Here is a 25,736-nt window from a genome sequence, read left to right on the forward strand (position 1 = left end):
TTATGAGTTACGCGGAACTATTTTGTCAGTCTAACTTCTCTTTTTTGACTGGAGCTTCTCATGCAGAAGAGCTGGTACTCCAAGCTGCTTTCTATCGCTATCAAGCTCTAGCTATAACGGATGAATGTTCAGTCGCGGGCGTTGTCAAAGCCCATGCGACCATCGAACAACATAAACTCGATATCAAACAAATCGTTGGAAGTATGTTTTGGTTAAATGATGAATGCCAAATCGTACTGCTTTGCCCTTGTCGCAAGGCTTATGCCGAGTTGTGTCGTATCATCACAAACGCAAGAAGACGCAGTGAAAAAGGCAACTATCAACTGTTCGAATGGGATTTGATGTCGGTTCGACATTGTTTGGTATTGTGGCTGCCCACACATCAAGAGAGTGATCACTATTGGGGGCGCTGGCTCAATCAACACCACGCTAATCGTTTGTGGGTAGCGATTCAGCGCCATTTGAGTAACAACGATACTGAGTACATTGCGCACTGCGAGCAGTTAGCACATGAATTTCAATTACCTATAACTGCCTGCGGAGGCGTTCTCATGCATGATGTTGAACGCTTGCCATTACAGCATGTACTTACTGCTATAAAGCATGGGTGTAGCGTCGATAAACTCGGTTTTGACCGTATATCGAATACTGAGCGAGCGCTTCGTCCTTTTAAAAAGTTGATTCGGATTTACAAACCAGAATGGCTGGAAGAAAGTACTTACATCGCCGATTTATGCGAGTTTAAGCTCTCCGATTTAAAATACGAATATCCTACCGAGCTGATCCCAGATGGTTACACACCCGACTCTTACTTACGTATGTTGGTCGAACGCGGTAAAAAGCTGCGTTTTCCTGAAGGCGTGCCAGCAGAAGTCAATCAAACCATCGAGAATGAACTGGCGCTTATTCAAGAGCTGAAATACCACTACTACTTCCTTACTATTCACGACATCGTAATGTTCGCGAAACAGCAAGGCATTCTTTACCAAGGGCGAGGTTCCGCTGCAAACTCTGTGGTGTGTTATTGCCTGGAAATTACCGCCGTCGATCCTCGACAAATCGCTGTCTTATTCGAACGATTTATCAGTAAAGAACGTAAGGAACCGCCGGATATTGATGTGGACTTTGAACACGAGCGCCGTGAAGAAGTTATCCAGTATATTTACAAAAAATATGGCCGTGAGCGTGCAGCACTTGCTGCAACAGTGATCAGCTATCGCTTTAAAAGTGCCGTGCGTGAAGTCGGTAAAGCACTAGGGATTGAAGAGACCCAATTAGATTTTTTCATTAAGAACGTTAATCGCCGAGATCGCAGCCAAGGCTGGCAAGCTCAAATTATTGAACTTGGCTTACAACCAGAATCTCTCAAAGGGCAGCAATTTATCCAATTGGTCAACGAGATCATTGGCTTCCCACGCCATTTATCTCAGCACGTAGGTGGCTTTGTAATTTCATCTGGCCCTTTATATGAGTTGGTACCTGTTGAAAATGCCTCGATGGAAGATCGCACTATCATTCAATGGGATAAAGACGATTTAGAAAGCTTGAAGCTACTAAAAGTCGATGTGCTCGCACTCGGCATGTTAAACGCCATCAAAAAATGCTTTCAGCTGGTCGAGAAACATCACCAGCGATCCCTCTCTATTTCCGAAATCACTCGCCGACAAGATGATCCACACGTGTATCGCATGATCCAAAAAGCTGACACGATAGGCGTATTCCAAATAGAATCTCGTGCACAAATGAGCATGCTTCCTCGCCTAAAGCCTGCTTGTTATTACGACTTAGTGATTCAAATTGCAATTGTTCGTCCAGGCCCTATTCAGGGTGATATGGTGCATCCTTTTTTAAAACGACGAGATCACCAAGAGCCTGTCAGTTATCCATCGGAAGAAGTAAAAAGCGTTCTGGAGCGGACTATGGGCGTCCCTATTTTCCAAGAGCAAGTCATCAAGCTAGCCATGGTAGCCGCAGGGTTTAGCGGCGGCGAGGCCGATCAACTCCGTCGAGCGATGGCATCATGGAAAAAGAATGGCGATCTCGCTAAATTCAGGCCAAAACTGATCAATGGTATGCAAGAGAGAGGCTATGACTTAGCGTTTGCTGAGCGCATTTTCGATCAGATATGCGGCTTTGGTGAGTACGGCTTCCCTGAAAGTCATTCAGCGTCTTTCGCAGTGCTGGCATATTGTTCTGCATGGTTAAAATATTATTACCCAGCCGAATTTTACACTGCATTGTTGAACAGCCAACCAATGGGATTTTATAGCCCATCGCAATTAGTACAAGATGCTCGCCGACATGGCGTCGAAGTATTGCCGGTGTGCGTCAATCATTCAAAATATCAACATCATCTCGTCTCACGTCCGAATGGCAGGCTCGGCGTGCAACTTGGTTTTCGCTTGGTGAAAGGCTTTAACGCAGAAAGCGCACAAAGGCTTATTGAGCGCAAATCACTTAATGGTTACCGATCGATTCAAGAAGTAAAGCAGATATTAAGAAGCCGAAGTGACATTGAATTATTGGCTTCAGCCAATGCATTTCAGGCCTTATCGGGAAATCGTTATAACGCTCGCTGGGCAGCAATGGATTCCTTATCTGACCTACCATTGTTTCACAAGGTCGAAGAACCCAATGTTAGCTACCAGACTCAACCTTCTGAATATGAAAATTTAATTGAGGATTACGCAAGCACGGGACTATCTCTTAGCCGCCATCCAATTAAATTATTAGAAGAAACGGGCAAACTCCCTCACTTTACCCGCATGAGGCAACTGACAGAGAAACCGCATAAGTCACTGGTCACAGTGGTAGGTGTGGTAACAGGAAGACAATCTCCAGGCACCGCCGCTGGCGTGACATTTTTTACGTTAGAAGATGACACGGGCAACATTAATGTGGTCGTTTGGCAAGCGACAGCACGAGCCCAAAAGCAAGCGTATTTAGGCGCTAAAGTATTAATGGTGAAAGGCATTCTTGAAAGAGAGGGAGAAGTCACGCACGTTATAGCTGGCAGGTTGATTGATTGCACGCACTACTTGAACAATCTACAAAGTAAATCTCGGGATTTCCATTAGTACAGAGGAATTAAGGAGAGAGATGTTAAAAATCAGAGAGAGGTGCGCTCCCTCTGATTTCACTAGATCTAATCATGCACTTTTAGAAAGCATCTGGCGTAATCGGTCTTGAGCAACTTCAACCAGCAGATCCGGTTGGAATTTAGATATAAAGCGATCACAGCCTACTTTTTGTACCATGGCTTCATTAAAACTACCGCTCAGAGAAGTGTTCAATGTGATAAACAACTTAGACATACGTGGATCTTGGCGCACTTCATGGGTCAGTTTATAACCGTCCATTTCAGGCATTTCAGCATCCGTAATCATCATCAATAGCTCTTTTTCTACATCTTTACCTTCATCACACCAACGTTTTAAAACCGTTAACGCTTCTAGCCCGTCACGACACTCGATGATATTCATACCTAATTGAGAAAGCGTATCGCGAACTTGATTACGAGCTGTAGAGGAATCATCCACAATCAGAACATTACGCCCGACCATTGCTTGGGCCAATTCTTGATCGAGAATGTCCTCCGAGATAGTCACGTCGTAATGCACGATCTCTGCTAAAACTTTTTCAACGTCAATAATTTCGACAATTTGAGAGGCATCCCCCTCTTTGATTTGCGTGATAGCCGTGAGGTAATTCGAGCGACCAGACGTGGAAGGAGGCGGCTGAATTTCAGTCCATGCCGTATTAATAATGTTTTTAACCGGACCGACTAAGAAGCCCTGCACCGTGCGGTTGTACTCTGTCACGATCAAATTTTCTTCTTCCGCTTCACCACGTAAAGCAGGAAAACCAATTGCGCCTCGTAAATCAATCACTGGTACCGCTTCACCTCGTAGAGAAGCAACCCCACGAATATTGTAGTGCGATCCAGGGAGCTTGGTTAACGGCGGAAGCTTGATGACCTCTTTCACTTTGAACACATTAATCGCAAATAATTGGCGACTATTTAAAGTGAACAGCAGAAGCTCTAGTCGATTTTCACCAACCAAGTTTGTACGCTGGTCAACCGTATTTAACACTCCGGACATACTACTACCTAAATTATGGATAATTCTTATTTTACTCGAAATCAGTACAGACACAGCAAGGTTATATAACCAAATAACCTTAAAATATTTGGCTTTTCGAGCACAGCTTTAAAGTACAACAGTTTTAGCGTATTACTTCTCTTTGCATCAGACGCAAAGTCACGCAGCACATTGAAAGCCATTTTGTTTATTTACTTGAGCTTTTTAGGAAATTACATGAATGGCGCAGATATAGCAATGCAACATAACTCAAATTCCCTTTCTAGTAATAGGCGATCAAAAAGGGTGAGCCGTTAAGTCTCACCCTAAATCACCTACAAATGCAGTCTCAACAGCTAGGCACATCATCATGTTAAAAAGTACTTAACCTTCCACAACCTTCATCAATAGTTGACCATCGTACAACGCTTGCTTAATCAACGCGGCACCAGGCATTGTGGCTTGCTTATAGAAACGAGACTCCACCAGCTCAAGATCTTGGTGATAAACAGGTAAACTCTGCTCTTCGATACAGCGACGAACCGCAGGATAAAGCACATCTTTTGCTTGGTTAATCACACCACCGATCAAGATTTTCTCAGGGTTAAATAAGTTGATCACAATAGCAATTGCAGAGCCTAAGTAGCGTCCAAGTTTTTCAATCACATCGACGGCCAAAGGATCACCGTTTGCAGCGGCTTCACAAATGCTCTCAATACTCATTTCTTCTTGTTTAGCAAGAATAGAGTCTTCGCCATCAGCGATTCGTCTTACGACTTCTTCACGAATTGCTTGAGAACTGGCAACGGTTTCCAAACAGCCAATATTGCCGCAATGACAACGTTTTCCATTTGGGTCAATTTGAATATGCCCGAGTTCACCAATGTTACCGTGACGGCCTTGCAAAACGCGCCCATCCAGAATGATCCCCGCACCTAAACCGTGGTGGATAGAGATAAGAACGGAGTTGTCATTATCTTGAGAATGACCAAAAAGCTTTTCTGCTAATGCCCAAGCTCGCGTGTCATTGGCAATGAAAACTGGCAAGCCTGTTGCTTTGTATATCTCTGGTCCAAGAGCAAGATTTTCGACATTGTAATGAGGCATCTGCAAAACGACACCTTGCTCTGAGTTCACGAGACCAGGCAGCGTAAGGGCAATACTGGTAACCCGATCAAGTTGATCCGCGTAAGTCTGAAAAAATTCATCAATTTCGTAAAGCAGGCGCTCAAGCACATCGTCTTGATCAAGCTCGTGTATCTCGATTTTAGTATCGATCAGTACATCACCGCCTAACTCATGCAAAGCAATAGTTAAATAACCTCGCCCCAAACGCATTGACAAAAATTGCCAGCCTTCATTATTGACCTGCAAACCGACAGCAGGTCGACCACGGCTCGTCGCTTCTTGTACTGTCGTTTCATGAATCAAGTGCGCTTCAATTAATTCTCGAGTGATTTTGGTGATACTAGCAGGAGCAAGCTCACTCTGCTTGGACAAATCAATTCGAGAAATAGGACCTTTTAGGTCAATTAGTTTATATACACGACCAGCATTGACCTGTTTGATATGATCAATATGGCCCGGTTGAGCCATGTACATCTTGCACTCCGAAATTCTATAACGGGACAATTTTTTTACTTTGCGAACTAATTGTGAAGTGAATTAATAAATCCCCGTGACAAGCATCACGTATAAACCTGTTTGTTTGTGTATTCAATCAAATAACGAAGAATCTACTCCTGTTAAATTGTTTGAAAAATAACTTATTTTTATTCACTAAATTATGAAGTAGTGCCTTTAAAGCAGCGCATTTTTATCAATAAGGCCATTGCCTGTCGAATATCTGTCTGTTTTACCGGGGTTACTCTTAATGTAAACATTCTGTGCATATACTTATATTCAAGTAGCTTTAAGGTGTGGGCTCAGCAACGAGGCTAACCTTGAGAGCGATTGCGTAAAGTAAGGATAGAGTTCAAGTTACCTGTACACACACATTCATCGGAGAATCTATGACTTCCAAATTAAGACGAACAAAAATTGTCACTACGCTGGGTCCTTCAACGGATAAGGACAATATACTTGAGGAGATCATCAAAGCCGGTGCAAACGTTGTCCGTATGAATTTTTCACATGGAACCAGTGAAGACCACATTCAACGTGCGAACAAAGTCCGTACCATTGCAGCAAGACTTGGGCGTCAGGTTGCAATTCTTGGTGACTTACAAGGCCCTAAAATCCGTGTATCAACGTTTAAAGACGGCCAAGTCATTTTGAATGTGGGCGATAAATTCACATTAGATAGTGATTTACCAAAAGGTGAAGGCAATCAAGAATCTGTAGGGTTAGATTATAAAGAACTACCGCAAGATGTTTCACCAAATGACATTTTATTACTCGATGATGGACGCGTTCAGCTGCAAGTTACTAAAGTAGAGGGTAATAAAGTTCATACCCGTGTGATTGTCGGTGGTCCATTGTCCAACAATAAAGGGATCAACAAAAAAGGCGGCGGATTGTCAGCAGATGCGCTCACAGAGAAAGATAAAGCTGATATTCTTACCGCCGCAGCAATTCAAGTGGACTACCTTGCTATTTCATTCCCACGTAACGGCGAAGACATGCATTACGCTCGACGCTTAGCTAGAGATGCTGGCCTTGAAGCCATGTTAGTGGCTAAAGTCGAACGAGCAGAAACCGTCGCGACCAATGAGTCTATTGACGACATTATTCTCGCATCCGATGTAGTGATGGTTGCACGTGGTGACCTTGGTGTAGAAATCGGTGACCCTGAGCTCATAGGTGTCCAGAAAAAACTGATTCGCCGCGCACGCAGTTTAAACCGTATCGTGATTACTGCGACACAAATGATGGAGTCCATGATTACTAGCCCAATGCCAACGCGTGCTGAAGTGATGGATGTGGCCAATGCGGTTCTAGACGGCACTGACGCGGTGATGCTTTCTGGAGAGACCGCTGCAGGTAAATATCCTGTAGAAACGGTCAAATCCATGGCCGAAGTATGTGTGGGGGCAGAAAAAATGTCGGAGGCAAGTCTATCAACCTATCGCTTAGATAGAACCTTCGAAACCGCTGAAGAAACCATCGCAATGGCAACCATGTACTCTGCGAATCACATGGAAGGAATTAAAGCGATGATCTCGTTAACTGAGTCCGGCAGGACTGCGTTGATGATGTCTCGCTTAAGCTCTGGCTTGCCAATATTTGCCTTATCACGGAATGAATCGACACTAAATCGAGCAGCATTATACCGAGGCGTGACACCTGTATATTTCGAGTCAAAAAGTGATGCGGGTTTACCAACGGCTCAAGCAGCTATTACTAGCCTTAAAGAGCAAGGGTTCTTGCACAAAGGTGATTTAGTCATTATTACTCAAGGCGATGTAATGGATGTTGTTGGCTCAACCAACTGCATGCGCATTCTACAAGCGTAGTAGTTATACCTAACCGGAGTTAACCACAAGAACCCGCAAATAAGGCTCCGAAAATGGAGCCTTATTTATATGCTTTGTATATTGCGCACATCGTGAACGTAAGAAGGTTTATGCACTCTCTCTACCATCAATTTCAACATCCAGCTGGTCATAGAGTTGAACTAGGTTAAACCCAGCTTGAAGCCCAAGTTGATAGTCATGCTCTAGTGACTCTTGGTCACTTAACAAAGAAGAAGAACGAAGTCCCTCTTTAGGCGCAACTTGTAAAATAAAAGTGTCGTCAGGTGGAGCAGATATAAAGGCCTGAGTGAGCTCAAATGTTTGATAATGAATCATCAGCATGTCGGCTAAACCTGAATCAAAATTCTCACCAATCAGATGACTTAAACGATACAAGTTATCGGCACCGAACAACCAACGACCTCCATTTAACAGCATTTTCCCTGCAAGCTTCGATTGATGTGCTGCATTAATTTTTTGTTGGAAGAACGACGCCCAATCCAGCTTCCACTGATTCACTTTTTGCTGCCATGATTGCTGCACTGAGTTGATAGACTCTCGATACCATTCGACAGGCACATCCCCCACTTCACTTTGGGCTCTCGCTTCAATCTCTGAAAACGGCTCTGTGCGAATGACAATAATGTTGCGAGCATTCTGACGCCACGCTTCTTGAACAGGGATAGAGGCAGACACGCCGCCATCAACAAACTTATTGCCATTTACGTCGACAGGTCCGTGGTACAACTTGGGAATCGCACATGTCGCTAGCATAGTGTTAAACCACGAGTCATCCAAGATTGGTAGATATTGATCTGATAGCGTCTCTATATTCGTTACCGCAGCAAACGCTCCTCGTTTTCCCAATGCACTGCGACCTAAATCAAGGTCAAGCTTGTATGGGAAATCTTGAATCCGTTCTAATGCCCACTCTAAACCTAAGTACTGCTGCTTTCGGATATAGCGAAACAGATTAAAAAATTCAGGAGACGTTGTCAGCTCGGTAATAAAAGCTTTGCCCATGCCATGTTGACGACACAAGTAAGAACATAAGTTGAGTGCTCCGGCAGAGGTGCCATAGAATTCATCGAAAGGATCGAAGTTGGAAAGTAAAAAGGCGTCTAAAACGCCAGCGGTAAAAATCCCTCTCTGCCCTCCACCTTGCGTGACTAAAGCAGTTTTACCATGCCTAAAGTGCTCATAAACTTTTACATCAAGCTCTGCATGGCTTTCTGTGATTATACCGCTGTTACGTATCATAGGCTCACGCCATTTTGTTAAATCGTTTGGTAAAAGTGGTTATCTTAAGCTGTTGTAATAGCAATGATGCCAAATGACAAAAGCACTGCAAAAACAGTCACCACAATGATTAATGTGGATTTTAGATCGTGTTCCATAAACACCTCCTTAATATGTAACAAATTAATAACACCGGTGTGAAATATGTTCAAGATTTGCTTAATTTAGTCGCGCAATTTTGACTAACCCATCACAATTAGCTTAGTCATAATAAGGAGATAGGGCATGAACCAAAAACTCAGCTGGCTAGTAGGAATCATGATGATGAGTACTGCTATCAATGCACAAGCGAATATCATCGTTACGCCATACATAGGCTATACAGGAGGCGGCCAAGTAGAGGATGAAAGTGGTAATAAATACGATCTCGACCCCGCAGTGAATTACGCTCTTTCAGTCGAGACTCCCTTAGAAAAAGGAAGGATCGGATTGTTTTACTCCAATCAATCGACGGAACTTGAAAAGCTGTCCAACTCGGCAGATATCCATTATCTGCACTTCCAAAGCAGCATGTACTATCCTGTCGCAGAAAATTGGCAAACCTATATCGGTGTAGGTTTGGGCGCTTCTTATGCCGATGTGGATTGGGTAGACAAAAAATACGGATTTTCGGCTAGCGCTTTTGCAGGGCTGGAATATGAATTTTCAAAGAACTTTGCATTAACAGCCCAACTGAGATGGTTAGGAACGGTCGTTGATAACGATACATCTGGCGCCTGTAATCTACCTAATGACGGCTCAAACTGTATCATTAAGTTCGATACTGATTGGATGAACCAATTCCAATCAAATGTCGGTTTTAGTTTCCGCTTCTAATTTTTATGCATGTTCCTTTGCAGGACTCGTCACAAAGAACGCTGAACGAGTCCTGCACAGAGCCGATAAAGGACATCGTCTAAACACCATTGTTTGGCAAAGTAACGAAGCATCATCTAGATAGGTGCACAAAAGATAGCCGTACGCCCTAATTCATAAAAATAGTCTTAAACACCAAAGCAATTATTAGATCCCAGTCATTTATTCCAGACAAACAACCAACCACCCACACAAAACCACAATCAAACTCAAATTTAACAAGATTAAAACCAGACAACGCATCTGAATTAACATTTAGATTCTATTGCGCTAAGTATTATTAGAAGTTAGTCTGATCAGTGAAAACAGATAAATATTTCAGTTTTATCAAACACACATCAAAATTTTAAGATTAATAATCTACTTTCTCTTACAGTAGCCAGAATATAGCTCTATAAAATTATAAGAAGTTAGAATTAAGGATAGAAAAGCTGATGGATAACAGCGGTCCTTTCTTCCAACTGTTTGCGCAATTATTACTGTGTTACGTAGAGAGCTTCATTCCTCAGGGAGTTTTATAGGAGTCAAATATGAAGCGAGAACAATGGGGATCCCGGGCGGGATTCATCTTAGCAGCAGTTGGGTCTGCTATCGGTTTGGGAAACATTTGGCGTTTCCCATACATGGCCTATGAAAACGGTGGCGGCGCATTTTTTATTCCTTACATTTTTGCCATGATCACTGCCGGTATTCCATTTATGATCCTTGAGTTCAGTATGGGACAAAAATACCGAGGCTCGGCACCAAAAACACTTGCGAAAATTCATTCTAAATTTGAATGGCTTGGCTGGTTCCAAGTTGGTGTGGCTGCAGTTATTGCCGTTTACTATGTGGCTGTTATCGGTTGGTCGATTTCTTACTTTGGGTTGTCGTTCACTCAAGGTTGGGGAACCGATACCAACGCATTTTTCTTTAGTGAATACCTAAAGCTAGGTGACAACTCACCAACAGACTTAGGCAGTATTCAATGGAAGATTGCTTTATCCATGGTAATTGCTTGGGCAATTACTTACACCGCTATTGCCAAAGGCGTGAAATCAGGAATTGAACGAGCATCTAAAATTATGATGCCAATCCTATTCTTGATGGTGATTTTCTTAATCGGACGTATGATTTTCTTGCCAGGAGCTCTAGATGGCGTGAACTACATGTTCGAACCCGATTTCAGCAAAATTTGGGATGTGAAAGTATGGGCAGCGGCATATGGTCAGATCTTCTTTACGCTAAGTATCGGCTTCGCCATCATGCTAGCTTACTCTAGCTACCTACCAGAAAAGTCAGACATAACGAATAACGCGTTTATGACCGTGTTGATCAACTGTGGCTTCTCGATCCTAGCCGGCATCATGATCTTCTCAGTATTGGGTTACATGGCTCAAGAGCAAGGTAAGCCGTTAACAGAGGTAGTATCTGCAGGCGTTGGCTTGGCTTTTGTTACTTTACCTGCGGCAATTAACCTACTACCTGCCCCATATATTCTTGGTCCACTGTTCTTCTTTGCACTGGTGGTTGCTGGTCTAAGTTCGCATATTTCAATTATGGAAGCCGTAACTTCAGCCATTATCGACAAGCTGAAGTGGAGCCGTAAAAAAGCTGCAAATGTTGTGATTGGTATTGGCTTCGTTGTCTCTATGGCGTTTGCTACCAATGGCGGTCTGCTGCTACTCGATCTAGTAGACCACTTTGCAAACAACGTTGGCATCATGGTTGGTGGTCTGGTTGAGATTGTCTTGATGGCGTGGCTATTGAAGCGCGTGCCAGAAGTACGTAATTACGTTAACGAGCGCTCTGATTTCTCTGTTGGTCAATGGTTCGAGATCTGCTTACGCTTCGTTACACCAATCATGCTCGCCATTATCTTAGCGACCAAGCTATACGCCCTAATTACTGAAGGCTACGGTGGCTATGATCTAACTTTAGGCTGGGCACTTATCGCCGCACTCTTTATCTTTGGTCTAGTGATCAACGCAGTGAACCGCAAGGAGACAGCAAAATGACAATCAGCGCAATAATTATGATGGTTATTGGTTTAGGTATCACTTGGGGCGGCGCTGCCGTTTGCATTAAGCGAGCCATGAATAAACAATAGAACGTTAAGTTCCATACAAAAAAACGCCGGTAGTTACCGGCGTTTTTTTATACATACATTAGTTCAATTCTAGAAACTGTACTTGATGCCAACGGCGCCGCCAAGTTGCAAGTCAGCACCTTTGTAAAGATCTAGCTCTGGGTGTATTTGGCCATAAAGGTCCCAGCCGCGTGATAAATCCCAGTTCACACCGAGTGGTACTCTCACACCAAACTCGTCATCCCATTCATACCAGCCACCAACGCCGACATACCAAGTCACAGGCATGTTTTGATCGAATGTTCCACGCTTAGCGATGTAATCAAACGCCATACCATCGTTTCCGATAATGCCACGATATTTGTTATCTAACTCTACAACAACACTTAATTGTTGATCGACAGCCATACCAACTGATAGATCCGTTGGCTCGCTTGCCGCCATTGCCGTACTAGAAACTAGTCCCAAAACTAAAATGAATTTGTTCTTCATACACGTTATCAATTATTCAAAAAAACATTATTCGCTATTCAAACATAATGGCATATCAATATGTCAACGATGGGTAAGCTCGATGTATGAAAAAGCTGACAAAAGTAAAGATGAGTTTAGGATCACACTAAAAAGGAACTGTCAGTTAATAAAATAGGAACTAAAAAAGGAGGCCGAAGCCTCCTTTTATGCATTACTATGAATGACTGCGATTAACCGTGGTTACGAATCCACTCATCCATTTCAGTTTTTAGGTTATCAGACTTAGTACCGAAGATAGCCTGTACACCACCAGCTACAACTACAACACCAGCAGCGCCTAGTTGTTTTAGCTTGTCTTGGTCAACAGCTGCTGTATCTGCAACTGCTACACGTAGACGTGTGATACATGCATCTAGACCAGTAATGTTAGCTTTACCGCCAAACGCTGCAACCAGTTCACCGCCCATATCAGAGCCAGAAGTTACAGCTGCACTTTCCGTTTCATCTTCACGGCCAGGTGTTTTTAGGTCAAGCGCTGTGATTACACCACGGAACACTACGTAGTAAATTACTGCGTAAACTAGACCAACGGCAATCATTAGCACCATCTTCTGAGCGTTACCAGATAGAACTAGGAAGTCGATCAGACCGTGAGAGAAAGAAGTACCGTGTACAAAGCCTAGAGTATTCGAAACGATGTATGCAGAACCAGCTAGTAGAGCGTGGATACCGTATAGTAGTGGAGCAACGAATAGGAATGAGAATTCGATTGGCTCAGTAATACCAGTTAGGAATGAAGTCAGTGCAGCTGACGCCATGATACCCATTACTTTTGCACGGTTTTCTGGTTTAGCACAATGAGCAATTGCGATTGCTGCAGCTGGTAGACCGAACATCTTGAACATGTAACCACCCGCTAGCTGACCGAAGCCATTACCAGCAGCACGAGATGCTTCATCAGCAACTAGGTAACAAGTTAGTACACCATTTTGAGCTTCACCGGCAGCGTTAACACAAGAACCTGCTTCGAAGAAGAACGGTACGTTCCATACGTGGTGTAGACCGAATGGGATTAGAGAACGCTCAACAACACCGTAGATACCGAATGCTAGCTGTGGGTTTTGGTGTGCAGCCCAATCAGAGAATGCAGAAATTGCACCGCCAATTGGTGGCCAGATAACAGAAAGGATAACACCTAGGATGATCGCAGCAAAACCAGTGATGATTGGCACTGCGCGCTTACCAGCGAAGAAGCCAAGGTACTCTGGAAGTTGGATTTTGAAGAAACGGTTGAATGCCCAAGCAGCCACACCACCGACAAGGATACCACCTAGTACACCTGTATCGATTTTCTCAACACCCATAACGCCCGCCATTACACCTAGCGTTGCCGTCATGATGCCGTAACCAACGATAGCTGCAAGACCTGCAACACCGTCGTTGTTAGTGAAGCCTAGAGCTACACCTACTGCAAATAGAAGTGCCATTTGGCCGAATACTGAACCACCAGCTTGTTCCATAAGATTAGAAACGATCTCTGGAATAAAGCTTAGATGGGCAGCACCCACACCTAATAAAATACCTGCAACTGGTAAAACTGATACTGGAAGCATCAGAGCCTTACCAACTTTTTGCAGGTTAGCAAAAAGGTTCTTAAACATGTTTATGCTCCTGATAAATTTATAAGTATTATTTGGGCACTAACGGCACACCCCCGTAGCCTAAAGGTTAGCACCCAATGAAAATGTAACCACAACTGCATTATATTTTCCGGCTCTAAATATATATTGATGACCCTCAAACTTTCCACACAGTTACGAAATTTAGTTTCAAAACAAGTCTTGGATCACACCCAAAAACAGCCGATGAAAAGGTTTGCATTGCACTTATATTACTGTTTTATAAAGAATTAATTATTTATATAATTAATTTTAAGGCGTAAATAAAATACGCCTCAATGTTATTTTTAGTAACAAAATTACATTTGTGATTTTTGAATGTTATTAAATCAACATTTTTAGTAAACATTAAACTCGTGAGCGTATCTGTTGTTTTTATCAACAAAAAAGGAGCCTAAGCTCCTTTTTTATGCTCTTATTATTTTTTCATCGCAAAAAAAGATTTCGGAAGTTTTCGGTGGTTTTTTGTGCCACTTCAGAAAGAGAGCACGATTTGAGTTGCGCAATATAAGAAGCGACTTCGACAACATAAGCGGGTTGATTCTCTTTGCCACGATGAGGGACAGGAGCCAAGTAAGGAGAATCTGTCTCAATAAGAAGCTTCTCTAAAGGTAGAGTCTTCACCACTTCTTTTAACTCTGTAGCTTGACGGAAAGTAACAATCCCCGAGATAGAAATATAAAACCCCAGCTCCAGTGCAGCTTCAGCAAATGGAAGATCTTCTGTAAAACAGTGGATAACACCACCACATTTCTCTGCCCCACCCTTACGCAAAATATCAAGAGTATCCGCACGTGCGTTTCTGGTATGGATAATTAAAGGTTTGTTGAGCTCCACTGCAAGATCAACGTGTTGCTCAAAGCGCTCTTTCTGTAACGCGGCCGTTTCGGGCTTGTAATGATAATCTAAACCCGTTTCGCCAATAGCGACGACTTTTGCATTCGACGCATGGTGGCGCAATACGTCCATCGAAAAGTCGCTTTCAACATCAAGTGGATGCACACCGCACGAAACATAAACATTGTCATAAGGCTCGATCATTTCCATCATTTTCGGGAAAGAATCCAGCGTTACTCCAACAGAAAGTAGCTCAGTTACGTTTGCTTGTTTAGCTTTGTTAATAACGTCTTCCACATTGATGTGGAGATCGTCGTAATTCAATTTGTCTAAATGACAATGAGAATCTACGAACATAATGCCTCTCGTGATTCAATTAACCAATTCATTGATAGTAGCTCAAGGTTCAGGCCAGGAAAGGCTTGCACCTGAGCTTTCAGGTTCATCAGCGCCTTCGCTGATGAGTACAAACCGTTATAGTTGTCCGGTTGAAACTTTGTCGCGCCCGGAAGCATTTGAGCTTCTGATACACCAAACTGCGCTTTCTGAGCATCTGTCAGTAAATACCATGCCCAGTCTAGTGATTGCTCTGAGTGTTTAGCGATTAAAGAAGCACACTCAGAAACGTCTGAAACAGGCGAAGACATTGCCTTAATAAAACTGCGTTCAAAAGCCAAGTAAGCTTCGAGCTCACCATTATTTAACGCATCCAATGTTTTTATTGGAGAGCCCATATTCAGTTTTAAGGCATAAGCAGGAACTTGCTTCGCCCCTTGTTCGTGCATCCATTGCATCGCTTGTTCCGCTGACGGAGGCGCAACAACCCAGTGTTGGCAACGGCTACGAATCGTTGGGAGCAGACGCTCCTGATTGTGGGAAACGAGCAAAAACAAGCACTTTGCCCCAGGCTCTTCTAGCGTCTTTAACAGCGCATTCGATGCCGACTCGTTCATAGAGTCCGCCGGTTCTATTACAAATAGGCGGTAACCATTAAGCTGAGATGATTCCTGAGCAAGACGGTTACAAGCGCGAATTTGGTCCACCGTTATCGCCTTTCCTTCTTTCTCTGGCTTGATCCAGTGTAAATCAGGGTGGTTTTGAGATTGATTTAGCTGGCAGCTATGACAAAAACCGCATGCTTCACTCGCGTAATTTTGGCAAAGAAGTGCTTGGCTAAAAAACTCGATAAGTTTTTCGATGCCCAAGCCCTGCTCGCTTTGTAATAAAAGCGCACCTGGTATTCTGTCCGACTCTAACCCTACTTTGAGGTTATCCCATATTGGCTGTAGCCATGGATAATCATTTAACATGAGTCACCTAAATTTACGTTTCACTTATTGACGAGCTAGCCACTCGTTTAGAGCGTCCCGAATATCACGCGACACGCCTTCAATCGTCTGTTCTGCGTTAATGATAACGATGGAAGGATCGGCATGAGCAATCTCCAAATAACGCTCACGTGTACGCTCGAAGAAACTAATATCCATCTTCTCTATACGATCTAACTCACCACGCCCACGTGCACGCTCAAGCCCAACACGAGGGTCAATATCCATATAGAGAGTGAGAGCAGGTTTAAAATCACCAAGCGTTGTATCCCGGAGATTTTTCATTAACGATGCGTCAATCTGACGGCCACCACCTTGATAAGCTTGCGACGACATATCGTGTCGGTCACCAACCACCCACTGACCGTTTTCCAAAGCTGGTTTGATCACGTTCTCAACCAACTGAACACGTGCAGCGTACAGAAGAAGCAACTCCGTCATGTCCTTAAGTTCTTCGCCTTCGTGCTCTTCTTTCACCAGAGCGCGCATTTTTTCTGCTAGCGGTGTGCCTCCTGGCTCACGGGTATTTACGATATCCTCAATACCGGCCGCTTTTAGCGTATCTAAAACGGTTTTAATCGCAGTGCTTTTACCCGCGCCTTCTAGGCCTTCAACGACAATAAAGTTTGCTTTCATCATTTGTTCTTTCTTAGTTCTCTTAAATAGGCACGAACAGCACGGTTGTGCTCAGCAAGGGATTTCGAGAATACATGTCCGCCCTTTCCACTTGCTACAAAATATAAATAGTTGCTGCTTTCTGGATTCAAAGCCGCTTCAATGGAAGCTTCACCAGCCATCGCAATCGGTGTTGGTGGCAAACCATTGATGGTATAGGTGTTATATGGTGTCGGCGTACGCAAATCTTTCTTACGAATGTTGCCATCGTAGGCGTCACCCATACCATAAATAACTGTCGGATCAGTTTGTAACCGCATACGTTTGTTCAATCGGTTGATAAACACAGAAGCGACGCGCTCACGCTCAGAATCAATAGCCGTCTCTTTCTCGATGATAGACGCGAGAATCAAGGCTTCATATTTATCCTGTAATGGCAGCTTTTCTTGACGAGCTTCCCAGCTAGCGTCCAGTATTTTATTGAGTTTTCGATGCGCTCGTTTTAATAACTGGCTTTCACTCGCACCCGCTGTGTAATGGTAGGTTTCTGCTAAAAACAACCCTTCTAGCTTTTCTCTCTCAATTCCGAGCTTCGCAGCCATTTCTTTTTCTGAAAGATCGGTTAAATCATGCTTTAAATAAGGAGCACTTTTTAGTTGATCTACCCATTCAGAAAAGCGGCTGCCTTCAACAAAAGTGATCGCAAACTGGTATTCTTTTCCAGTATTCAGATGCTCCAATGTTTGCGAAAGTGACATACCAGGCTCAAGTTGGTAAGTACCCGCTCGCACTTGCAACAATTCTGGATATAAGTGAGGAATTAAACGGATGTACTCCGATGTTTCAATCACCTCATCTTCAACTAAGGCGCGCATGACATGATGAAAGCTTGTACCACTTTCTACAGTAAACAGCTGAGGTTGTTCCAATAGAATAGGCTTTTCAACGTATTGTTTAGCCTGTGAAATTATATAAAAAACAGCTGCTGCGCCTATCACTGCGATCAGCACAACAAAAGCCAACAGTTTTTTAATCACGTAGTTAAATTCCCTTGCAGTCGTTGAGTCAATTTTCCTATCGGAAATATCGTCTTAGAGTTCGATGTCACTATGCTGCGAATAGGTGCGACACCTAATATTGAGTTACACATGAAAGCCTCGTCAGCACTCAGCAAATCTGGAAGTATAAAACGCCCCTCGATGACTTCAATATGACTTACTTTAAGTAACTCAAGCACCTTACGACGCATTACGCCCGTAACGCCTGATAAGGTCAGCTCCGGCGTAAATACTTTATTACCTTTAACCCAAAAAAGGTTGGCCATTGTAGTTTCAATGACATAGTTTTGCACATTTAACGTTATTGCATCTGCAAACTCTGTATTGTCGATTTCAGCCTTGGCGAGAATCTGCTCTAAACGGTTGTTATGCTTATGTCCAGCAAGTAAAGGTTGAATCCCTAGACGAGTATTACAAACGCCCAAGTCCACACCTTGTTCTTGCCAAGATGAATAATGAGAAGGAAACGCAAAATTGGAAATCGTCACGATAGGGCCTTTAATCCCATTAGGGCTATACCCTCGCCCGCCAATACCGCGGCTAACGTGAATCTTCACCCCCGCTCGTGCGTCAGATAAAACCGCTTTGCTTGCCCAATCATGCACAACTTTCCAGTCAGGTGAAGAGATCTTCAAAGCGTCAAGGCAAGCACTCATGCGCTCAGTATGTTCTTGCCAGTAAACCAACTCTCCATTTTGGGTCAGGATGGTGGTAAAGCCTCCATCACCGTATTGGAATGAGCGATCACCTAGCTCTACATGCGTTTGCGGAACTCCATTTACCCAAAACATTCACGTACCTTCAAATTAGCAGACAACAAATAAAACAAAACGGCTCAATGCTAAGCATCGAGCCGTTAGAATACAAGTTTCGCTTATCTAAATTAGGTTAGATAGTGTTACTCAGCGAACTTCTTGAAGATCAAAGAACCGTTTGTACCACCAAAGCCAAACGAGTTACAGATAGCGTACTCCATACCTTCAACTTTGCGCGCTGTATGCGGCACAAGGTCGATGTCTAGACCTTCTTCTGGATCATCAAGGTTAATGGTTGGCGGAACAATTTGGTCAACCAAAGACATAACCGTGATAATTGCTTCAACAGAGCCAGCAGCACCTAATAGGTGACCCGTCATAGACTTAGTTGAAGACACAAGAACTTGCTTCGCACCTTCTTCACCAAGAGCACGTTTCACGCCCTTGATTTCTGCAACATCACCAGCAGGAGTAGAAGTACCGTGAGCATTCACATAACCTACTTGAGTACCTGTGATGTTAGCGTCACGCATCGCCGCTTCCATCGCAAGTGCACCACCAGAGCCGTCTTCGCTTGGAGATGTCATGTGGTAAGCATCACCAGACATACCAAAACCAACCAGTTCTGCGTAAATCTTCGCGCCACGTGCTTTTGCGTGTTCGTACTCTTCAAGCACCATCATGCCAGCACCATCACCTAGAACAAAACCATCACGGCCTTTATCCCATGGGCGAGACGCTTTTTGAGGCTCTTCATTACGAGTAGATAGTGCTTTAGCTGCACCGAAGCCAGCCATGCCAAGAGGCGTAGAAGCTTTTTCTGCACCACCAGCAACCATCGCATCTGCATCGCCGTAGGCAATCATACGTGCTGCATGGCCGATATTATGCAGGCCAGTAGTACATGCGGTAGAAATCGCGATATTTGGACCACGAAGACCACGCATGATAGATAGGTTACCTGCAACCATGTTTACAATGGTCGAAGGAACAAAAAATGGGCTAACTTTGCGAGGGCCTTTGTCTACTAATGCAGTATGGCCAGTTTCGATCAGGTCAAGACCGCCAATGCCTGAGCCGATAGCAACACCAACTCGAGCCGCATTTTCTTCGGTAATTTGTAAGCCAGAGTTATCAAGAGCTTGAATACCCGCTGCAATGCCGTACTGGATGAAAAGGTCCATCTTACGAGCATCTTTTTTAGACATGTACTCTGTGCAATCGAAATCTTTAACAAGACCTGCAAAACGAGTTGAGAAGTTCGTAGTATCAAAGTGCTCGATATTTACGATACCACTTTGACCTTCTAGCAGGGCTTTCCAAGATGATTCTACTGTGTTGCCTACCGGTGACAACATACCCATGCCAGTGACAACTACACGACGCTTGGACACGATATAATTCTCCGGGAATTGAATATTTCTATGAGAGGATAGAAGAAGTTAGAAAGAACACAGGCGGTCTAGGAGACCGCCTGGGAGAGCTAATTACTGAGCGCTGTTTACGTAGTCGATTGCAGCTTGAACAGTAGTGATCTTCTCAGCTTCTTCGTCAGGAATCTCAGTGTCGAATTCCTCTTCTAGAGCCATAACTAGTTCTACAGTGTCTAGAGAATCAGCACCTAGATCGTCAACGAAAGAAGCTTCGTTTTTAACTTCTGCTTCGTCTACACCTAGCTGTTCAACAATGATTTTCTTTACGCGTTCTTCGATGTTGCTCATTTTTCTTTTCCTTTACAGATTTCGCCTAATGCGATGATTCCGTAGTTTATTCGAACTATTGAAAGTTGCAAGGGGGTCCTTGCTGGTCAAACCACAAAATTAGCGAATTTAACCGAATTTCAATACATTTTTGACTTAAATCATGCACAAATCTTGCGCATAAGCATGACAAGTTCATGACAGTTAACTGCAACTATAGGCTATTTTTCACAATGTAAAATAGCTTATTTTGCATAAACTGTCGCATTAAACCATGTACATGCCACCATTTACATGCAAAGTTTCACCAGTAATGTACGCTGCTTCAGGAGAAGCAAGGAAAACTACTGCTGATGCAATTTCACGTGGGTCACCTAAACGACCTGCTGGCACGTTCGACAAAGTTGCCGCACGTTGGTCATCATTTAGTGCCTTAGTCATGTCAGTTTCGATGAAACCAGGAGCAACAGTGTTCACTGTTACACCACGAGACGCAACTTCACGAGCCATTGATTTAGTAAAACCAATCACGCCCGCTTTCGCTGCTGCGTAGTTAGTTTGACCAGCATTACCCATGGTACCAACAACAGAGCCTACGTTGATGATACGACCCGCACGTTTTTTCATCATACCGCGTAAAACCGCTTTAGACATGCGGTAGATTGGCGTTAGGTTGGTATCGATGATGTCGTTCCACTCATCATCTTTCATGCGCATCAATAGGTTGTCACGAGTAATACCAGCGTTATTCACCAGAATATCGATCACACCAAATTCTTCGTTGATAGTTTTTAATGTCGCTTCGATAGACTCGACATCAGTCACGTTAAGCGCTAAGCCTTTACCGTTATCACCAAGATACTCGCTGATAGCAGCCGCACCACTTTCAGAAGTAGCAGTACCGATAACCGTAGCACCTCGCTCGACAAGAAGTTCCGCGATCGCGCGGCCAATACCACGGCTTGCGCCGGTAACTAGCGCGATCTTACCTTCTAGATTCATCATGTTGTGTTTCCTTTTCTTATCGCAAATTTATCGCTTGATGGATTACTTCGCAGCGTCTAGCGATGCGATATCATTCACTGCGGCTGCAGTTAGCGTTTTCACGATACGTTTTGTTAGACCTGTTAAAACTTTACCAGGACCAAGCTCAAGAAGATTTTCTACGCCTTGTTCGTGCATCAGTTCAACTGTCTCAGTCCAACGAACTGGGCTATGTAGCTGACGAACAAGCGCATCTTTGATTTTTGCAGGATCTGTCTCAGCAATCACATCAACGTTGTTGATAACTGGCAGCTGTGGTGAGTTAAATTCGATAGACTCAAGAGCTACAGCAAGTTTTTCCGCTGCTGGCTTCATAAGTGCACAGTGTGAAGGTACTGAAACAGGAAGAGGAAGCGCACGCTTCGCACCAGCTTCTTTACATAGCGCACCAGCTCGCTCTACTGCGTCTTTGCTACCAGCGATAACGACTTGGCCAGGCGAGTTAAAGTTTACTGGAGAGACCACTTCGCCTTGCGCTGCGTCTTCACACGCTTTTGCAATCGCATCATCAGCCAAACCGATAATCGCGTACATTGCGCCAGTACCAGCTGGTACTGCTTCTTGCATAAGTTGACCACGTAATTCAACCAGCTTGATGGCTTCTTTAAAGTCAATAACACCCGCACATACAAGTGCTGAGTACTCACCTAGGCTGTGACCAGCTAGGTTGGCTGGTTGCTCTAAGCCAAGTTCCTGCCATACACGCCAGATTGCAACAGATGAAGCTAGCAAAGCTGGTTGAGTACGGAAAGTCTCGTTTAAATCTTCTGCAGGTCCATTTTGAACAAGCGCCCATAGATCGTAACCTAGTGCGTCAGATGCTTCTGCAAATGTTTGTTTTACTACGTCATATTGTTCGCCTAGTTCTGCAAGCATACCTACAGCTTGAGAACCTTGACCTGGAAATACGATAGCAAACTTGCTCATGTTGTTTTCCTTTAAGCAAAGTAAAAAGAAATAAGATGCACCAAGTGCACCTTAAATTTTGAATTCTTGTGAAACTTAGAACTTCACAAGGGCCGAGCCCCAAGTGAATCCGCCGCCAAACGCTTCAAGAAGCAGAGTTTGACCGCGTTTAATACGACCATCACGTACCGCTTCATCTAGTGCTGTTGGCACAGTTGCAGCCGATGTGTTGCCGTGTTTATCAAGTGTAATCACGACTTGGTCTAGTGACATCGAAAGTTTCTTCGCTGTCGCTGAAATAATGCGGTAGTTCGCTTGGTGCGGCACTAGCCAGTCTAGTTCAGACTTATGCATGTTGTTGGCTTCAAGCGTATCTTTTACTAGTTTCGATAGCTGAGTGACAGCGACTTTGAATACTTCGTTCCCAGCCATATGAAGCCATTTATCCGCATCTTGCCCCCGCACAGGTACAGGTAGGCTTAGAAGCTCTCCGAATTGACCATCCGAGTATATGTGGGTAGAGATAATGCCAGGCTCTTGGCTAGCGCCTACGACAACGGCTCCGGCACCATCACCAAATAGGATAATGGTTGAACGGTCTGTCGGATCACACGTTTTAGACAAAGCATCTGAACCAATCACAAGTACGTTTTTGCACATACCAGATTTGATATGTTGGTCTGCAACAGATAATGCGTACACAAAACCAGAACAAGCAGCGGCTAAGTCAAAAGCTGGACAACCTTTAATGCCAAGCTTTGCCTGCACCTGACACGCAGATGAAGGGAAAGTATGGCTACTGCTCGTTGTGGCTACGATAATCAGGTCGATATCGTTTTTATCAATACCCGCCATATCGATAGCGTTTTCAGCTGCGTAGAATGCCATGTCTGCTACAGTTTCGTTTTCTGCAGCAATTCGACGCTCTTTAATACCCGTGCGAGCAACGATCCACTCATCACTTGTATCTACCATTTTCTCTAGATCTGCGTTTGTACGCACCTGAGATGGCAGGTAGCTGCCAGTACCTAAAATTTTGCTATACATGAAGACTAATAATGCCTCTCGAGTAAAACCGCTTCCAAACGATCGCTAATACGGCTTGGTACTTGTCGTTTGACCTCGTGTACTGCCTCGCCAAGTGCATTGACAATCGCAGATACATCCGCACTTCCATGGCTTTTTATGACAATGCCGCGCAATCCTAGCAAACTTGCGCCGTTATACTGGTCGGGGTTCAGTGTTTTTAGTTCATTAAACAGCCTAGAAAACAACTTTCTAGCTATCCAACCCTTTATCGTTGATGCCATTATGCTGGTTTTAATTTTTTCGATAAAAAGTTGAGCTGTTCCCTCACTGGCTTTTAAGCATACGTTGCCGACAAATCCATCACAAACAATGACGTCCGCAACATCATGCAAAATTTGATTACCTTCAATATAACCGACAAAGTTAATCGCATCGGTCTGAGAAAGCATTTCTGCGCAACGTTTGACTAAATCGTTACCTTTAATCTCTTCTGCGCCAATATTGAGTACAGCAACGCGAGGAGGACGACCCAAGTGTTCTTCAGCTAATGCACTGCCCATTACAGCAAATTGGAACAAGCTATCAGCATCGCACGATACATTCGCCCCCAGATCTAGCATCCAAGTGCGCTTTCCGGTAATCGTCGGTAACGCGGAAACTAAAGCAGGACGTTCAATGCCAGGAAGTAACTTAAGAATGAAACGCGATAGTGCCATTAATGCACCGGTGTTGCCACCACTAACACAAGCATCCGCTTTCTGCTCAGAAACCAAATCGATAGCCATACGCATAGAACTATTTTGGCTATTACGTAACGCCAATGAAGGTTTTTCTGAGTTCGAGATAACTTTCTCGCTGTGAAGAATAGTCAAGCAGGAACTGGTCGAGGTACCGAGTTGAGATAATTGAGACGTGATCAGAGATTGATCACCAATAAGAATCACTTTTAGCTCTGGGAAATGAGACAGTGCCTGCACGGCGGCAGGCACTGTTACGCGTGGACCGAAATCCCCGCCCATTGCATCAAGTGCAACGGTAATACTTTGCAAAGGTTCAACCTTACTTGTTGATAACCTTTTGACCACGGTAGTAACCTTCAGCAGTTACGTTGTGGCGTAGGTGAGTTTCACCAGAAGTCGCGTCTACAGATAGAGCAGCTGTAGTTAGCGCATCGTGTGAACGACGCATACCGCGCTTAGAACGAGTTTTACGGTTTTTCTGTACGGCCATTGACCCTACTCCTATACTATTGGGTTAAAAACCTGAAGAAGAATCGGCTACCACACCTATTACTTTTTCAGACTTTTCAAAACGTCGAATGGATTCGGTTTTTCTTCCTCAATTTCTTCAGGAATCTCACCAAAAACCATGTTATTTGAATCAACGCTACAATCCGCTTCATCGTGCATCGCAATTTGAGGTAATGCTAAGATGAACTCGTCTTCAACAAGTTGTATGAGGTCTAATTCACCATATTCATTTAGATCTACCAAATCATAAATTTCTGGTGCTTCCTGTTCTGTTTTCTCACCGTAGTAAGGAGTAGAAAGGAATTCAACTTCGCACTCATGTGCGAATACCTCATTACAACGCTGACACTCTAAATCGACTTCGATGTTAGCTTTACCAGAGATAACAACGAGTCGCTGTTCATCCATCCCAAATGACAATGAGACTTCTGCGTCGCGTTTTACGCCTTCAGTTGTTTCCACTAAGCGCTTGAAAAGACTAGCTTGGATGATGCCATCGTAATCCAATCGTTTCTGTGCAGCTTTAGCTGGGTCAACCGTTCGCGGTATTTTTACCTTTTGCATAGGGCGCGAATATTATCTTCCAAATCAAAATTAGTCAAAGAAAAAGGCAAAAAAGTTGTACTTTTTTACGCTTAACATACAGAGCATTAGCCAGAATCATTTTTGATCGATTATCCTATTGGAAATGCTCCCACGAATTGTAATTCAAAATGAAAAATTACCAACTGGTTTTAGCCTCAACTTCCCCTTTTCGTAAACAACTGCTTGAAAAGCTCTCACTACCATTCGTTTGTTTATCACCTGATTGCAATGAAACACCTTTTGACCAAGAAACGCCAACTGAACTTGTGCAGAGACTGGCCCAAGAGAAAGCAATATCTTGCCAGACGGATACAGCAAGTTTAGTTATCGGCAGTGACCAAGTTTGTGTCATTAATGGTGAAATCGTTGGCAAGCCTTTAAATAGAGATAACGCGATAAATCAACTTTTGGCTCAAAGTGGAAAAGTCATCACTTTCTATACTGGTCTTGCAGTACATAACACCGTCACAAACCATACAGAAGTCGGCTTTGATTCTTTCGAGGTGCACTTTAGAGATTTAACGCTTGAACAAATCGAACGCTACGTCGACAGGGAAGAACCTTTTTACTGCGCAGGCAGCTTTAAAGCCGAAGGCATGGGAATTTGTTTGTTTACGAAATTAGTTGGTAAAGACCCGAACACACTTGTCGGACTACCATTGATTGATTTGATTGATATGTTGCATGTTCAAGGACTCGATGTCCTTTAACCCAAAT

25 protein-coding genes are annotated in these 25,736 nt (G+C 43.7%); 6 read left to right on the top strand and 19 right to left on the bottom strand.

From position 1 onward, the window contains the following. Positions 1–2 precede the first annotated feature (2 nt). Positions 3–3,077 carry an error-prone DNA polymerase gene (locus R7M92_RS12835; RefSeq protein WP_318133567.1) on the top strand — a complete coding sequence of 1,025 codons (3,075 nt, stop codon included), beginning with the start codon at positions 3–5 and terminating at the stop codon, positions 3,075–3,077. A gap of 72 nt (positions 3,078–3,149) precedes the next feature. Here the strand turns inward: R7M92_RS12835 and R7M92_RS12840 are convergent, their stop codons facing one another. Together R7M92_RS12840 and R7M92_RS12845 are read right to left on the bottom strand one after the other, a co-directional pair. Beyond that, complete coding sequence (locus R7M92_RS12840) at positions 3,150–4,103, bottom strand: chemotaxis protein CheV (protein WP_005372976.1); 954 nt, start codon at positions 4,101–4,103, stop codon at positions 3,150–3,152. A gap of 363 nt (positions 4,104–4,466) precedes the next feature. Then, a complete protein-coding gene (locus tag R7M92_RS12845) occupies positions 4,467–5,684 on the bottom strand; it encodes an ROK family protein (RefSeq protein WP_005385828.1) in 1,218 nt (405 codons plus the stop codon). 410 nt (positions 5,685–6,094) lie between these two features. Here R7M92_RS12845 and pyk point away from each other — a divergent pair, with 410 nt between their 5' ends. Next, positions 6,095–7,537, top strand: coding sequence for a pyruvate kinase (pyk, locus tag R7M92_RS12850; protein WP_005372972.1), 1,443 nt, complete (start codon positions 6,095–6,097; stop codon positions 7,535–7,537). Positions 7,538–7,645: 108 nt separating this feature from the next. On the opposite strand, the gene R7M92_RS12855 is transcribed toward pyk, so the two are convergent. Beyond that, entirely contained in the window at positions 7,646–8,797 is a 1,152-nt protein-coding gene (locus R7M92_RS12855; RefSeq protein ID WP_005372971.1) for a patatin family protein, read from the bottom strand. Between the two features lie 44 nt (positions 8,798–8,841). Beyond that, the gene (locus R7M92_RS12860) at positions 8,842–8,934 is read right to left on the bottom strand and encodes a YnhF family membrane protein (RefSeq protein WP_318133569.1); all 93 of its coding nucleotides are present in this window, start codon (positions 8,932–8,934) and stop codon (positions 8,842–8,844) included. 127 nt (positions 8,935–9,061) lie between these two features. On the opposite strand from R7M92_RS12860, the gene R7M92_RS12865 reads away from it, so the two are divergent. From R7M92_RS12865 to R7M92_RS12875, 3 genes are all read left to right on the top strand, one after another. Further along, positions 9,062–9,652 carry an outer membrane protein gene (locus tag R7M92_RS12865; RefSeq protein ID WP_318133570.1) on the top strand — a complete coding sequence of 197 codons (591 nt, stop codon included), beginning with the start codon at positions 9,062–9,064 and terminating at the stop codon, positions 9,650–9,652. A gap of 569 nt (positions 9,653–10,221) precedes the next feature. Then, positions 10,222–11,688: a sodium-dependent transporter gene (locus R7M92_RS12870; RefSeq protein ID WP_005372966.1), complete on the top strand. Its 1,467-nt coding sequence runs from the start codon at positions 10,222–10,224 to the stop codon at positions 11,686–11,688. Continuing rightward, the gene (locus R7M92_RS12875; RefSeq protein WP_017633863.1) at positions 11,685–11,780 is read left to right on the top strand and encodes a MetS family NSS transporter small subunit; all 96 of its coding nucleotides are present in this window, start codon (positions 11,685–11,687) and stop codon (positions 11,778–11,780) included. The genes R7M92_RS12870 and R7M92_RS12875 overlap by 4 nt, the downstream gene beginning before the upstream one ends. Positions 11,781–11,849: 69 nt before the next feature. Here the strand turns inward: R7M92_RS12875 and R7M92_RS12880 are convergent, their stop codons facing one another. The 15 genes from R7M92_RS12880 to yceD form a co-directional block, all read right to left on the bottom strand. Continuing rightward, positions 11,850–12,251, bottom strand: a complete 402-nt coding sequence (locus R7M92_RS12880) for a hypothetical protein (RefSeq protein WP_005372960.1) — start codon at positions 12,249–12,251, stop codon at positions 11,850–11,852. 212 nt (positions 12,252–12,463) lie between these two features. Continuing rightward, positions 12,464–13,894, bottom strand: coding sequence for a PTS glucose transporter subunit IIBC (gene ptsG, locus R7M92_RS12885; protein ID WP_005372959.1), 1,431 nt, complete (start codon positions 13,892–13,894; stop codon positions 12,464–12,466). Between the two features lie 444 nt (positions 13,895–14,338). Further along, positions 14,339–15,106, bottom strand: a complete 768-nt coding sequence (locus R7M92_RS12890; RefSeq protein ID WP_318133572.1) for a YchF/TatD family DNA exonuclease — start codon at positions 15,104–15,106, stop codon at positions 14,339–14,341. Further along, the gene (locus R7M92_RS12895) at positions 15,097–16,059 is read right to left on the bottom strand and encodes a DNA polymerase III subunit delta' (protein ID WP_318133574.1); all 963 of its coding nucleotides are present in this window, start codon (positions 16,057–16,059) and stop codon (positions 15,097–15,099) included. Before R7M92_RS12895 ends, R7M92_RS12890 begins: the two co-directional genes overlap by 10 nt. A gap of 24 nt (positions 16,060–16,083) precedes the next feature. Further along, positions 16,084–16,716: a dTMP kinase gene (tmk, locus tag R7M92_RS12900; RefSeq protein ID WP_005387350.1), complete on the bottom strand. Its 633-nt coding sequence runs from the start codon at positions 16,714–16,716 to the stop codon at positions 16,084–16,086. Further along, entirely contained in the window at positions 16,713–17,729 is a 1,017-nt protein-coding gene (gene mltG, locus R7M92_RS12905) for an endolytic transglycosylase MltG (RefSeq protein ID WP_005372950.1), read from the bottom strand. The genes tmk and mltG overlap by 4 nt, the downstream gene beginning before the upstream one ends. Then, positions 17,726–18,541, bottom strand: a complete 816-nt coding sequence (gene pabC, locus R7M92_RS12910; RefSeq protein WP_318133575.1) for an aminodeoxychorismate lyase — start codon at positions 18,539–18,541, stop codon at positions 17,726–17,728. Before pabC ends, mltG begins: the two co-directional genes overlap by 4 nt. Positions 18,542–18,648: 107 nt before the next feature. Continuing rightward, positions 18,649–19,899 (bottom strand): beta-ketoacyl-ACP synthase II, encoded by a 1,251-nt coding sequence (gene fabF / locus R7M92_RS12915; RefSeq protein ID WP_005372948.1) that lies wholly within the window; start codon positions 19,897–19,899, stop codon positions 18,649–18,651. 93 nt (positions 19,900–19,992) lie between these two features. After that, positions 19,993–20,226 carry an acyl carrier protein gene (gene acpP / locus R7M92_RS12920; protein WP_004406112.1) on the bottom strand — a complete coding sequence of 78 codons (234 nt, stop codon included), beginning with the start codon at positions 20,224–20,226 and terminating at the stop codon, positions 19,993–19,995. A 246-nt stretch (positions 20,227–20,472) separates the two neighbouring features. Next, complete coding sequence (gene fabG, locus R7M92_RS12925) at positions 20,473–21,207, bottom strand: 3-oxoacyl-ACP reductase FabG (RefSeq protein WP_031781117.1); 735 nt, start codon at positions 21,205–21,207, stop codon at positions 20,473–20,475. 45 nt (positions 21,208–21,252) lie between these two features. After that, positions 21,253–22,176, bottom strand: a complete 924-nt coding sequence (gene fabD, locus R7M92_RS12930) for an ACP S-malonyltransferase (protein ID WP_054574794.1) — start codon at positions 22,174–22,176, stop codon at positions 21,253–21,255. Between the two features lie 75 nt (positions 22,177–22,251). Then, positions 22,252–23,202 (bottom strand): beta-ketoacyl-ACP synthase III, encoded by a 951-nt coding sequence (locus tag R7M92_RS12935; RefSeq protein ID WP_017821385.1) that lies wholly within the window; start codon positions 23,200–23,202, stop codon positions 22,252–22,254. Between the two features lie 5 nt (positions 23,203–23,207). Next, the gene (gene plsX / locus R7M92_RS12940) at positions 23,208–24,233 is read right to left on the bottom strand and encodes a phosphate acyltransferase PlsX (protein ID WP_318133577.1); all 1,026 of its coding nucleotides are present in this window, start codon (positions 24,231–24,233) and stop codon (positions 23,208–23,210) included. A 10-nt stretch (positions 24,234–24,243) separates the two neighbouring features. Further along, positions 24,244–24,414, bottom strand: a complete 171-nt coding sequence (gene rpmF / locus R7M92_RS12945) for a 50S ribosomal protein L32 (protein WP_005396978.1) — start codon at positions 24,412–24,414, stop codon at positions 24,244–24,246. 59 nt (positions 24,415–24,473) lie between these two features. Next, a complete protein-coding gene (yceD, locus tag R7M92_RS12950) occupies positions 24,474–24,998 on the bottom strand; it encodes a 23S rRNA accumulation protein YceD (RefSeq protein WP_005387307.1) in 525 nt (174 codons plus the stop codon). A gap of 149 nt (positions 24,999–25,147) precedes the next feature. On the opposite strand from yceD, the gene R7M92_RS12955 reads away from it, so the two are divergent. Further along, on the top strand, positions 25,148–25,729 hold the full coding sequence (locus R7M92_RS12955) for a nucleoside triphosphate pyrophosphatase (RefSeq protein ID WP_318133579.1): 582 nt from the start codon (positions 25,148–25,150) through the stop codon (positions 25,727–25,729). Positions 25,730–25,736 lie beyond the last annotated feature (7 nt).

This window comes from Vibrio sp. Vb2880 (assembly GCF_033337975.1).
In the GTDB taxonomy this organism is placed as follows: Bacteria; Pseudomonadota; Gammaproteobacteria; order Enterobacterales; family Vibrionaceae; genus Vibrio; species Vibrio alginolyticus.